Source organism: Streptomyces sp. NPDC051776, from assembly GCF_040681345.1.
In the GTDB taxonomy this organism is placed as follows: Bacteria; Actinomycetota; Actinomycetes; order Streptomycetales; family Streptomycetaceae; genus Streptomyces.
Map to the genome: position 1 here is coordinate 1 of NZ_JBFAYQ010000043.1, position 12,527 is coordinate 12,527.

The 12,527-nt window shown below is 71.4% G+C and carries 10 protein-coding genes; 4 read left to right on the forward strand and 6 right to left on the reverse strand.

Translation table 11 applies throughout. The features are described from left to right. Positions 1-519 precede the first annotated feature (519 nt). Entirely contained in the window at positions 520-1,533 is a 1,014-nt protein-coding gene (trpS, locus tag AB0M26_RS25720) for a tryptophan--tRNA ligase (RefSeq protein ID WP_365264325.1), read from the forward strand. A gap of 40 nt (positions 1,534-1,573) precedes the next feature. Here trpS and proC read toward each other — a convergent pair whose 3' ends face one another. The 3 genes from proC to AB0M26_RS25735 all read right to left on the reverse strand — a co-directional run bounded on the left by proC (position 1,574) and on the right by AB0M26_RS25735 (position 4,205). After that, entirely contained in the window at positions 1,574-2,383 is an 810-nt protein-coding gene (proC, locus tag AB0M26_RS25725; protein WP_365264327.1) for a pyrroline-5-carboxylate reductase, read from the reverse strand. Positions 2,384-2,652: 269 nt separating this feature from the next. Further along, positions 2,653-3,390: an ABC transporter permease gene (locus AB0M26_RS25730; RefSeq protein ID WP_365264329.1), complete on the reverse strand. Its 738-nt coding sequence runs from the start codon at positions 3,388-3,390 to the stop codon at positions 2,653-2,655. After that, positions 3,387-4,205: an ABC transporter ATP-binding protein gene (locus AB0M26_RS25735; RefSeq protein WP_365264423.1), complete on the reverse strand. Its 819-nt coding sequence runs from the start codon at positions 4,203-4,205 to the stop codon at positions 3,387-3,389. The genes AB0M26_RS25730 and AB0M26_RS25735 overlap by 4 nt, the downstream gene beginning before the upstream one ends. 85 nt (positions 4,206-4,290) lie before the next feature. On the opposite strand from AB0M26_RS25735, the gene AB0M26_RS25740 reads away from it, so the two are divergent. Further along, a complete protein-coding gene (locus AB0M26_RS25740; RefSeq protein WP_365264331.1) occupies positions 4,291-5,808 on the forward strand; it encodes a M1 family metallopeptidase in 1,518 nt (505 codons plus the stop codon). 118 nt (positions 5,809-5,926) lie between these two features. Here the strand turns inward: AB0M26_RS25740 and AB0M26_RS25745 are convergent, their stop codons facing one another. Continuing rightward, on the reverse strand, positions 5,927-6,454 hold the full coding sequence (locus AB0M26_RS25745) for a hypothetical protein (protein ID WP_365264333.1): 528 nt from the start codon (positions 6,452-6,454) through the stop codon (positions 5,927-5,929). Between the two features lie 351 nt (positions 6,455-6,805). Between AB0M26_RS25745 and AB0M26_RS25750 the strand changes: the two genes are divergently transcribed. Then, complete coding sequence (locus tag AB0M26_RS25750) at positions 6,806-7,186, forward strand: PQQ-binding-like beta-propeller repeat protein (RefSeq protein WP_365264335.1); 381 nt, start codon at positions 6,806-6,808, stop codon at positions 7,184-7,186. A gap of 172 nt (positions 7,187-7,358) precedes the next feature. Here AB0M26_RS25750 and AB0M26_RS25755 read toward each other — a convergent pair whose 3' ends face one another. Then, the gene (locus AB0M26_RS25755; protein ID WP_365264426.1) at positions 7,359-7,643 is read right to left on the reverse strand and encodes an SH3 domain-containing protein; all 285 of its coding nucleotides are present in this window, start codon (positions 7,641-7,643) and stop codon (positions 7,359-7,361) included. A gap of 301 nt (positions 7,644-7,944) precedes the next feature. Here AB0M26_RS25755 and AB0M26_RS25760 point away from each other — a divergent pair, with 301 nt between their 5' ends. Further along, a complete protein-coding gene (locus AB0M26_RS25760; RefSeq protein ID WP_365264338.1) occupies positions 7,945-10,422 on the forward strand; it encodes a PQQ-binding-like beta-propeller repeat protein in 2,478 nt (825 codons plus the stop codon). A gap of 227 nt (positions 10,423-10,649) precedes the next feature. Here the strand turns inward: AB0M26_RS25760 and ilvD are convergent, their stop codons facing one another. Next, positions 10,650-12,491 (reverse strand): dihydroxy-acid dehydratase, encoded by a 1,842-nt coding sequence (gene ilvD / locus AB0M26_RS25765; protein ID WP_365264340.1) that lies wholly within the window; start codon positions 12,489-12,491, stop codon positions 10,650-10,652. Positions 12,492-12,527 lie beyond the last annotated feature (36 nt).

The following is a 12,527-nucleotide window of genomic DNA, read 5'->3' on the forward strand; positions in this document are numbered from 1 at the left end:
TTTCTCCGGGCGCTTCCCTTCGGTGTTTCCAACCGTACCAGATTCGTTTTCCGTTCCGTTCCCGGTTCGGATTCGATTCCCGGTCCCCGATTGGAAGGGGTTTGCACCTTCCGGCGCGGCGTCCACGGTAACGCATTTCCCGTCACGCTCATAATCGAGCATTCGGTTCGAAATTCGGCATGCCGAAATCGACCCCGAGAGGATCACGCATCAGTGGATGCCGACGAGCGGCGCGAGTGAAGCCACAGAACCGCACCGGCTCCGTGGCAACCCGCAGGACTGTACACGACGCGCCGCCGCCCTCCAAAACGCGTGGTGGGTGGGCGCCCTGGGGCGTACAGTCAGCCGTATGACGAAGCATGCGCAGACCCTTCTGTGGTGGGCCGCCTGACGGCGGCCGGACCAGCGCATGCACCCATACGGCCGCCGCTCCCGGCGGCCGTTCGCGTCTTTCAGCACTTCTCGACTCGCTCCGGCCGGCGGGCACGGCGGTCCTCCGATCAGCGGGAGTCGAAAGAGATGAGCAGTACGAGGATCTTCAGCGGGGTGAAGCCCACAGGGCATCTGACCCTGGGCAACTTCCTTGGCGCCGTGCGCCGTTGGGCGGAGGTGGATCAGCACCGCGCGGACGCGGTGTTCTGCGTCGTCGACCTGCACGCCCTGACCGTGGCACACGACCCCGCCCGCGTACGGAGGCTGAGTCGCCAGGCGGCGACGGTGCTGCTGGCGGCCGGGCTCGATCCCGATCGGTGCACGCTCTTCGTGCAGAGTCATGTCGACGAGCACACCCGGCTCTCGTATCTGCTGGAGTGCACGGCCACCGACGGCGAGATGCGCCGCATGATCCAGTACAAGGAGAAGGCCGCGCGCGAGCGGGCCGATGGCGGTGGGGGCGTACGGCTGTCCCTGCTCACTTATCCGGCCCTCATGGCGGCGGACATCCTGGCGTACGGGACGGACGAAGTGCCGGTCGGCGACGACCAGGCGCAGCACGTGGAGCTGACGCGCGACCTGGCGCGGCGCTTCAACGAGCGGTACGGGCACGTCTTCACCGTCCCTCGGGCCACCCACCCGCCAGTGGCCGCGCGGGTCATGGACCTTCAGGACCCGACGTCGAAGATGGGTAAGTCGCAAGCCCGGTCGGCGGGCATCGTCCATCTGCTCGACGAGCCGGACGCGGTACGGCGGAAGATCATGCGCGCCGTGACGGACGGCGGGAGCGAGGTCCGTTACGACAGGGAGGCGCAGCCCGGGGTGGCGAATCTGCTGGACATCCTGTCGGCGGCAATGGGTGGTAGGGAGAGTCCGGAGGAGCTGGCCGGGCAGTTCGGTTCGTACGGTGCGCTGAAGAAGGACACGGCCGAGGCGGTCATCGAGATGCTGCGGCCACTGAGGGAGCGGCACGCCGCGCTGAGCGCCGAAACGGGGTACGTGGACGGGGTGCTGAGGGCGGGAGCCGCGCGGGCGCGGGCCTTGGCGCGCCCGAGGGTGGACGCGGCTCACCGGGCGATCGGGCTCCTGCCCCCGGTGTGAGCGATTGCCCCGGAAGGACGCCGGGGCGGCGGTCCCGGCGTCAGCCCTTGCCCGTGGCCAGTTCCCGGCTGCGGTCGCGGGCCGCTTCGATGGCGGCGAGGAACGCGGCCCTTACGCCGTGGCTCTCGAGCTCGCGGATCGCGTTGATCGTTGTGCCTCCGGGCGAGGTCACGGCCTCGCGCAGCTTCACCGGGTGCTCGCCGCTGTCGCGGAGCATGACGGCCGCGCCGATGGCGGCCTGCACGATCAGGTCGTGGGCCTTGTCGCGGGGTAGGCCGAGGAGGATGCCGGCGTCCGTCATGGCTTCGACGAGGAAGTAGAAGTAGGCCGGGCCGGAGCCGGAGAGGGCGGTGGCGGCGTCCTGCTGGGCTTCGGGGACGCGGAGGGTCTTGCCGACCCCGCCGAAGATCTCCTCGGTGTGGGCGAGGTGTTCGGCTGTGGCATGGCTGCCGGCGGAGATGACGGACATCGCCTCGTCGATGAGCGCGGGCGTGTTCGTCATGACGCGGACGACCGGGGTGCCGGCGGCCAGCCGTTCCTCGAGGAAAGCGGTGGGGATACCGGCCGCGCCGCTGATCACCAAGCGGTCGGACGGGACGTGGGGGGCGAGCTCGTCGAGGAGCGTGCCCATGTCCTGGGGCTTGACGGTGAGGATGAGGGTGTCCGCGACCTTGGGCGCTTCGGGGTTCGGGACGGACTCGACGCCGTACCGGCTGCGGAGCTCTTCCGCGCGCTCGCTGCGGCGCGCGGTGACCAGCAGGTCGGACGGGGACCAGCCGCCGCGGATCATGCCGCTGAGCAGGGCCTCGCCGATTTTGCCGGCGCCGAGAACGGCAACCTTCTGCGTCATGGTGTCGCTCACCTCATAGGGGGTGCGGGGTGTGCGCGCGGGCGCACATGATGCGTGTCCATCCTGGCACCCGCGGCGGGCCCTCGCCGCGCCGCACCCTCAGCAGCGGGCGGGAGACGGAAGCCAGCCCCGTACGCGAGTCCCGCGCCCGCCGTACACGGCGAGACCCGCCCCCCGCGGTACGCGTGTCCCCGCGGACGCCCTCCCCCGCGGCGGCCGGGGCACACCTCACATCCGCACCTCACATCCCCGCCCCCCTGCGCCCGGCGCTACGGAGTACGACGGCGGAGGGTCGCCGCTCCCAGGACGAGGACCAGGAGCCCGCTGCCCGCAACCACGATAGCGTCACGCACGAAGTCGTCGGAGACCGTGCTGTGCAGCAGGATCTCGTTCATGCCGTCGACCGCGTACGACATGGGCAGAACGTCGGAGATCGCCTCCAGTACCGGCTGCATCGTGTCTCTGGGCGCGAACAGCCCGCACAGCAGGATCTGCGGGAAGATCACTGCCGGCATGAACTGGACCGCCTGGAACTCCGAGGCGGCGAAGGCCGAGACGAAGAGCCCCAGTGCCGTGCCGAGCAGGGCGTCCAGCAGGGCGACGAGCAGCAGCAGCCAGGCCGAGCCCGCGAAGTCGAGGTCCAGGGCCCAGAGAGCGAGTCCCGTGGCGAGCGCGGCCTGGACGATGGCCAGCAGGCCGAAGGCGAGCGCATAGCCAAGGATCAGGTCGGCCTTGCCGAGCGGCATGGAGAGCAGCCGTTCCAGCGTGCCCGAGGTGCGCTCCCTCAGTGTCGCGATGGAGGTGACCAGGAACATCGTCACCATCGGGAAGATGCCGAGCAGTGAGGCGCCGATGCTGTCGAACTCCCGCGGGTCGGAGTCGAAGACGTAGTAGAGCAGCACGAGCAGCAGGCACGGTACGAGCAGCAGGAGCGCGATCGTCCGCGGGTCGTGGCCGAGTTGGCGCAGAACGCGGCGGGCGGTGGCCAGTGTCCTGGTGAGGTTCATCGGACGGCTTCCTTCTGCTTCGCGGCGTCGACGAGGCGCAGGAAGGCGTCCTCGACGGTTTCGGTGCCGGTGCGCCCGCGCAGAGCGTCCGGGGTGTCGTCGGCGAGGATCCGGCCCGCGCGCATGAGCAGCAGTCGCTCGCAGCGCTCGGCCTCGTCCATGACGTGAGAGGAGACGAGCAGCGTGGTGCCGCGCTCCGCCGCGAGGCGGTGGAAGAGGTTCCACAGCTCGCGCCGGAGTACGGGGTCGAGGCCGACCGTCGGTTCGTCGAGGACGAGCAGTTGGGGGCCTCCGAGCAGGGCCACGGCCAGGGAGACGCGCGAGCGCTGGCCGCCGGAGAGGTTTCCGGTGAGGGCTGCGGCGTGGTCGGCGAGGTCGACCTCGGTGAGTGCTCGTTCGACCTGGGCGCGCCGGTCGGCGCGGCTCAGGCGGGGATCGAGGACCGCTGCGTAGTAGTCCAGGTTCTGACGTGCCGTCAAGTCATCGTAGACGGAAGGGTCCTGGGTCACGTAGCCGACGAGGGAACGCAGCGGGGCGGAGCCGGCCGGGCGTCCGAGGACCTCGAGCGTTCCGGTGACCTTGGCCTGAGTTCCGGCGATGGCGCGCATGAGCGTCGACTTGCCGCAGCCGCTGGGACCGAGGAGACCGGTGACCTGGCCCCTCGGGATGTCGAAGGCGAGGCCGTCGAGGACCGTACGGGTACCGCGCACGACCGTGAGGCCGCGGGCACGGATGACAGGCCCGGCGGGCCCGGTCGGGCCCGCCGCCACGTGATCGTCCCCGCGTCCGCCGACGCGTTCACCGAATTTATTCATCATGCGTTGAATAATGCTCCGGGTCACCGAGCGGAGTCAAGGGATCCGCTCCTCAGGAGTGCCCGCCCGCCGTAGGGTCGGCCGTGTGACTCGTCTTCCGTTCCGCGCCGGTGACGGACGCCGTGCGCGGCGCCGTGCCCGCGCCATCGAGGAGCGCCGCACGCCCTCCCGCCGCACCCGCTTCCGCGGGACGCCCTCCCGCGGCGGGCGTCGCACATGCGCCGCTGTCGCCGCCGTCCTGCTGCCGGTGCTCGTCGCCGGTACCGCCTGCTCGTCCGGAGGGGACGACGGCGGCGGGACGGGCGCGCAGAACGCGGCCGACCCTCTCTTCCCCCGCCTCGGCAACGGCGGTTACGACGTGGGCCATTACGCGCTGAGACTCGACTACGACGTGGAGAGCCGCCGACTGGATGGCACCGCCGTCGTCACCGCCGAAGCCACCCAGGACCTGCGCGGCTTCAGCCTCGACCTCTCCGGGCTGAAGGTCCGCAAGGTGACGGTCGACGGACGGAAGGCGGAGGTGCGGCGCGAACGGAACAAGCTGGTCGTCCGGCCCGCGCGCGAGATCGGGAAGGGCGCCACCTTCCGTACGGCGGTCGACTACCACGGCCGTCCCCGCACCCTCACCGACCCCGACGGCTCCACCGAGGGCTGGGTGCCGACCGACGACGGGGCCTTCGTGGTCGGTGAGCCCGCCGGCGCCATGACCTGGTTCCCCGTCAACAACCATCCCAGCGACAAGGCGACGTACGACGTACGGATCACCGTCCCGCGCGGCTGGACCGCCGTTTCCAACGGCGAGTTGCACGACGAGCGGACGCGCGCGGGCCGCACCACCTTCGTCTGGCGCAGCGCCGAGCCGATGGCCTCATACCTCGCCACCGCCACCATCGGGAAGTTCGAGGTGGACCGGTCGAGGACGAAGAGCGGGCTGCCGCTCTACGTCGCCGTCGACCCGCGCGAGGCGGCGAAGAGCCGGAAACCGCTCGCCACCATCCCGGACGTGCTGGAGTGGGAGACCAAGGTCTTCGGGCCGTACCCCTTCTCCTCCTCCGGCGCCCTCGTCGAGCACAAGCCGAAGGGCGTGGACTACGCGCTGGAGATCCAGACGAAACCGGCGTACCCGGAGGCGCCTGACCGGTCGACGGTCGTGCACGAGATGGCGCACGAGTGGTTCGGCAACTCCGTCACGCCGAAGACCTGGCGGGACATGTGGCTCAACGAGGGCTTCGCCACGTACGCGGAGTGGCTGTGGCACGAGCAGCACGGCGGGGACTCCGCGCAGAAGACCTTCGACGCGCTGTACGCCAAGGACGCCGACGAGGGGCTCTGGGCGTTTCCACCGGGCGACCCGGGCAAAGCCGAGAACATCTCGGGCGATCCGGTCTACGAGCGCGCGGCGATGGCGCTGCACCAGCTCCGGCTGACGGTCGGCGAGCGGGACTTCTTCCGCCTCCTCAAGGAGTGGACGTCGGCGTACCGGCACCGCAATGCCGACGCCGCCGACTTCATCGCTTTCTGCGAGAAGCTGACCGGCCGCGATCTGGGCGGGCTGTTCCGCACGTGGATCTACGAGGACGGCCGACCGAAGAAGGCACGCTAGCGGGCTTGCGCCAGGAACGCCTCACCTCCGCCGCTGCTGCCCGCGGTCGACGGACCTGCGCGGTGCCCCGGGCCCGACACCGCGCGGCACCGCCGGCCGTCGGCCCTCGGGCCGCCCGTCAGCGGCGCTTGCGCTTCTTGCCCGCGGCGCCCGCGCGGCTCGCCGTACGCGCCGCGGGGTTGCCGGCGCGGCTCGCCCGGCGTCGTTCGTACGCCTCGCGCTCCCGATCGTACGCGGCACGCGCGGGCTTCTCGCCCGGGGCGTCGATCAGGCTGCGGACGAACCAGGCGAGCAGTACGCCGATGAAGCCGATCATTCGCAGGCTTTGCAGCGACCGCTCGACCGAGGCGTCCGCGACGGACTGCGGTTCCCGGACGAACCCCTCCCAGGTACGACGGAACGCCAGCGCGGTGCACACCGCGAACATCACAGCCACCAGCACGGTCACGAAACCGCTGACCTCCGCGATGGCCAGGCCCTGATAGCCGACGACCAGCACGAGCGCGCCCGCCACGGCGGCGAGCAGCGATACGGCTGCGACGCCGGCGCGCCGCAGCGCATAAGGGCCGCTCCGGTCCACCCACGTCGTACCGAAGAACCGGAGCGGTTCCGGACGGGGCCCCGCGGGCTGCTGCGCTTCAGTCATGCCGTCGATTATGGCCCGGCGGGGGTGCGGGGCCCCGGCCGCCGGTGGGCGGGAGTCTCCGGGTCGGTGCGGCCGAGCCTCCGGGGCGACGGGACGGGGCCCGGGACGAATCGGGCGGAGCCTCGGAGGCGATGGGACGGGGCCCCGGAACTCGACCCGGACAGCGGGGACTTCGTCAGATGCACTCGGTGAGGGAACCCTGCGGCTGGTCGGTGACGCGGACGGTGCTCCCGTGTTCATCCAGGAGCGGTACACGGACGACGGCGCGCTGAGCAGCATGCGCGCGGTCACGGTCGATCTGCGGAGCGACCGGAAGTCCGTCGTACCGCTGCGCGCATCCCACGGAGCGGTGTGGAACTCCGGGGCGACACCCTCTACTTCACCGGGGGCAACGGGCGGATCACCGCCGTCGCCCTGCGCACGGGAGCGGTCAGGTGGGCGAGGACCACGACGCTCGACGGGGCGTCGGGCCCGGCCGTCTCCGGCGACACCCTCTACTTCAGCACCGGGACGGGGCGGGTGCTGGCCCTCGACCGGCGCACGGGCGAGGAGTTGTGGCACACCGGACCACGGGCGGGCGGGGCACTGGCCCTGCCGGACCGCTCGCCGCGCGTGCTTGCGGTCGGCCGCGCGCTGTACGTGAGCGCGGCCGACAACACCCTGTTCGCGCTGGACTCCCTGAACCCCTCGCGAGGGGGCACCGGCTCCGGAGCACCGAAGGGCGCGGGGTGAACGACCGTCCGCTGCGCGGCGGGCGAACGACCGTCCGCTGTGGACCGCCCCTGCGCGGCGGGCGTACGGCGGGTCCTGTGGGGCGGGCGAACGACCGTTCCTGCGGGGCGAGTCGTGCAGGCGCCCGCATGGTTGCGGTGGGCCCGCTCAGCAGCGCGGGGCCACATGCCGCTCAGCAGCGCGGGGCCACGTAGCCGTCACTGCCCGTCTTCACGTACGCGTCGGAAACATACTGCCCGGGGCCGATGTTGTCCCAGATCCGCGTCGTGCCGTACGGGCCGGTGACCCTCTCGCCCGGGCTCTGGCAGTGGATCCGCACTCGCGCCCCGTACGGCAGCATCTTCACCAGGCGGCTTGAACTGCTCGGTCCGCTGCGGACGTTCAGGCGGTAGCCGGGAGCGACCGGGTAGGTGGCCTGGTCGGACGCGGATGTCGTGGCGGCGAACTCCGCGTCCAGGAGCTCGGCGTCCAGGAGTTCCGCCTCCAGGATGTCCTTCTCCAGCGGTGGCGCCTCCGGGAGGTCAGCCGCCTCCGGTAGGTCCACTTTCTCGGACAATCCTGCCTTTCCGGGCGCGACCGGAGCCCCGGCGCCTGCACCCCCCGTGTCCGTCAGAATCTCCTCCGTGGCCATTTGGGCCCCTCCCCCGATTTCTGAAGCTTTGAACGACATGCGCAGGCTAACAGCCCCGTCTGTCCGGTACGCGTCATCGACTAGGCTCCTCCGCGTCGCAACGGGGCTGAAAAGACGGGGGTGGGCCATGCCGCCGCTGCGAGGAACCGGGACGGGCCCGGAAGCGGAGGATCCGGATTTCGCCGGGCAGTACCGGCTCGAAACACCCCTCGGCTCCGGCGGCATGGGCGTCGTCCACCTCGCCCGCTCCGCCTCGGGACTTCGTCTCGCGGTGAAGGTGATCCACGCCGAGTTCGCCGCGGACGACGAGTTCCGGGCACGCTTCCGTCAGGAGGTGGCCGCGGCCCGGCGCGTGAGCGGCGCCTTCACGGCTCCGGTCGTCGACGCCGACCCCGACGCCGAACGGCCCTGGATGGCCACCCTCTACATCCCCGGCCCGACCCTCGCCGAGCAGGTGAAGCGGAACGGCCCGCTGAGCCTCGCCGAGGTGCGCAGACTGGCGGCCGGGCTCGCGGAGGCGTTACGCGACATCCACCGGGCCGGTGTCGTGCATCGCGATCTCAAGCCCGGCAACGTCCTGTTGTCCGAGGGCGGGCCCAAGGTCATCGACTTCGGGATATCCCGGCCGTCCGACAGCGCGCTGCGGACGGAGACGGGGAAGCTGATCGGCACGCCGCCGTTCATGGCACCCGAGCAGTTCCAGCGGCCGCGCTCGGTGGGTCCCGCGGCGGACGTCTTCGCGCTCGGGTCCGTCCTGGTGCACGCTGCGACGGGGCGGGGCCCGTTCGACTCGGACAGCCCGTACATCGTCGCGTATCAAGTGGTCCACGACGAGGCGGACCTGACGGGCGTACCGGAGAGCCTGGCTCCGCTGATACGCGCCTGCCTCGCCAAGGACCCCGAGAACCGGCCGACGCCGGACGCGGTCATGGCCATGCTGCGGGCGACGGCGGAGCAGGACGGCGCGGAGGACGGGGCTCGCGCGCGCGTGCCCGCCCAACGCCGGCCGTCCGCGGTCGAGACGGGCGTTGCGGGGACGGAGACACCGGGAACGGACACGTCAGGAACGGACACAGCAGGAACGGACACCGCGGACGGGGACGGGCCGGGGCAGAACGGCGCCGACCGGGGGGCCGGTCTTGAAGACCCCACGCACATCAGGTCCTCCGACGTCGGGCCGACCGACGCCGCGGACCGGATGGTCGCGGCGCTCTGGGAGGAGATGCGCGGGGCGCGTACCACCGCCGCGACCCCCTCCACCCCCACCGGCTCCGGTTCCGCGCACGGCTCCACTGCCCCGAACGGCTCCGCCGACGACGGTACGACGCGCGACGCCGCCCATTCCACGACACCCCCTTCGGCCGTACGGCGGTGGCGCGCACGCTGGGTGGCCGTCGCGGCGGCGACCGCCGTGCTGATCGGGGCAGGCGTGGCCGTCGCCCAGCGCCACACGGGAGTTGACGAGCAGCGGCAGGCCAGGACGCGCACCACCGCCGCGTCATTCCACCCCTGGACGGCGTCCGTGACCCCCGGCGGCAGCGCGAAGTCCGAAGCGGGCGCGCCCTTCTGCACGTACGGGAAGGGGGCCCTGTACTGCGCGGCGCGCGGGGTGAAGGCCGCGAGGATCAATCCGGCGACGGGCCGGAAGGTCTGGTCGCGGGAGGCCGGGGGCATCGGCGGCGACGGAGCCGACGGCTCGGACATACCGCCCCAGACGCCAGTGGTCTGCGACGGCCTCGTCCACGTCCTGTCCGTGGCGTCCGGGGTTGCGCGTCTGGAGGCCATGGACCCCGCCAGTGGCGCGATCCGCTGGAGCAAGAACGTCTCTGCGTACGAGGGCCGCGTCTATCACGCCGGCGCAACCGTCCTGCTGGTCCCAGGTGACGGCACGATCCGCGGGTTGCGCGGGGCGACGGGCAAGGAGCGGTGGCGGAAACGGTACGAGGGGCGCGGGGAGCCGGTGTTCAGCGCGTTCGGCACGGGACGCACCGGATACGGCACAGCGGTCTCGGACGACGGCTCTCACACCTACGTGACGGCCATCGATCCGGCGACGGGCCGTACGCGCTGGCAGCGGACGCTCACCGGCAACCTCACGCCCGCGGGGACCGCGGCCGACGGCCGTACGCTCCTGCTCACCTCGGCCGATCTGCAGCAGCGCACCGACGCGGTGGTCCGCTACGACCCGGGCGCCCGCCGCGAGAGCCGCACACCGCTGGCGCTGGCGCTGGACTCGGTGACCACCGGCGTCAACGGCGACACGGTGCATCTGCTCGCCCACGGGGGCACGTTGATGGCGGTCGACACCCGCCGCACGGACCCGGATCGCGCGGAACTCTGGCGCATGGAGACCTCGGTCAGCAACGCCTCACCGATCGCCGAGACATCCGACCGGCTGTACTTCACCGCCGCCGACGGCCGGTTGCTGGCCATCGACGCCCGCCGCGGCGTCCTCGCCGGAGCGACCCCCGCCCGGATGAACGCGGAGAACAGGGGCTACGCGGGGGCTGTGCCGGCGCCCGTCGTGGCGAACGGCAGCATCACGGGGGCGGCGCCGGACGGGACACTCTTCGCGGTTGACGGGGACGGGCCCGCCGACTGGTGACGGCGCAGCAGCCGGAGCGCAGCAGCCCTCGCGCACCAACGCGTGCCCGTGTTTCGGTACGGACAACACTGCGGCCCGAGGCGGGCGTTGAGTACGTGCATGCGAGACGGGCGTTGAGTACGTGCGAGGCAGGTGTCAAGTACGTCATGCGAGACGGGCGTCGCGCAGTGCGTGCTGCGGATGTCGGAGAAGCAGGTCGGCAGCGGACAGACCGCTCCCTGCGCGGGTCAGCCGAGCTTGCTGATGTCCCGCACCGCGCCCCTGTCCGCGCTCGTCGCCATCGCCGCGTACGCCCGCAGGGCCTGCGAGACCTTGCGATCGCGGTTCTTCGGCGCGTAAGTCCCGCCCCGCGCCTCCCGCCGGGCCGCCAACTCCTCGTCGGAGACCTTGAGTTCGATGGTGCGGTTCGGGATGTCGATCCGGATCGGGTCGCCGTCCTCGACGAGCGCGATCGTGCCGCCGGAGGCCGCCTCGGGCGAGGCGTGGCCGATCGACAGGCCCGATGTGCCCCCGGAGAAGCGGCCGTCGGTGATCAGCGCGCACTTCTTGCCCAGACCACGGCCCTTGAGGAACGACGTCGGGTAGAGCATTTCCTGCATACCCGGGCCGCCCTTGGGCCCCTCGTAGCGGACGACGACCACGTCGCCCTCCTTGACCCGCTTGTTGAGGATGGCGTCGACCGCCTCCTCCTGGGACTCCACGACCACGGCCGGGCCCTCGAACGTCCAGATCGACTCGTCGACGCCTGCCGTCTTCACGACACAGCCGTCCTCGGCCAGATTGCCGTAGAGGATGGCGAGGCCGCCCTCGGTCGAGTACGCGTGCTCGACAGCGCGGATGCAGCCGCCGGCCGCGTCGGTGTCGAGGGAGTCCCAGCGCTCGGACTGGGAGAACGCCGAGGCCGAGCGCCGGCAGCCGGGTGCGGCGTGAAAGAGCTCGACGGCCTCGGCCGACGGGGAGCCGCCGCGGATGTCCCACTGCTTGAGCCAGTCGGCGAGCGAGGGGCTGTGCACGGTGTGGACGTCCTCGCGGAGCAGACCCGCGCGGTACAGCTCGCCGAGGATGGCCGGGATGCCGCCGGCCCGGTGCACGTCCTCCATGTGGTACGTGCCGTTGGGGGCGACCTTGGAGAGGCAGGGCAGCCGCCGGGAGAGCTCGTCGATGTCCTGCATGGTGAAGTCGACTCCGGCCTCCTGGGCGGCGGCCAGCAGGTGCAGGATCGTGTTCGTGGAGCCGCCCATCGCGATGTCGAGGGCCATGGCGTTCTCGAACGCGGCGCGCGAGCCGACCGAGCGCGGGAGAACCGTCTCGTCGTCCTGCTCGTAGTGGCGGCGGGTGATCTCGACGACCGTGCGGCCCGCGGCCTCGTACAGCTCCTTGCGGGCGGTGTGCGTGGCCAGGACCGAGCCGTTGCCCGGCAGGGAGAGGCCGATCGCCTCGGTGAGGCAGTTCATCGAGTTGGCGGTGAACATGCCGGAACAGGAGCCGCAGGTCGGACACGCGGCCTCCTCGATCAGGGCGAGGTCGTCGTCGGAGACCGACTCGTCGACCGCGTCCGACATGGCGCTGATCAGGTCGAGACCGGTCCTGACCGTGCCGTTGACCAGTGTCGCCTTGCCCGCCTCCATGGGGCCGCCGGAGACGAAGACCGCCGGGATGTTCAGGCGCATGGCGGCCATGAGCATGCCAGGGGTGATCTTGTCGCAGTTGGAGATGCAGATCAGGGCGTCGGCGCAGTGCGCCTCCGTCATGTACTCGACGGAGTCGGCGATCAGGTCACGGGAGGGCAGCGAGTAGAGCATGCCGCCGTGACCCATGGCGATGCCGTCGTCGACCGCGATGGTGTTGAACTCGCGCGGGACACCGCCCGCCGCCTTGATCGCGTCGGAGACGATCCGGCCCACCGGTTGGAGGTGGGTGTGGCCCGGGACGAACTCGGTGAAGCTGTTGGCCACGGCGATGATCGGCTTGCCGAAGTCCTCGCGCTCTACGCCAGCGGCCCGGAGCAGGGCGCGAGCGCCTGCCATGTTGCGGCCGTGGGTGACTGTGCGGGACCTCAGCTCGGGCATCGGGCTCCACTCCCTCGTGATGTGGATGATCCATCG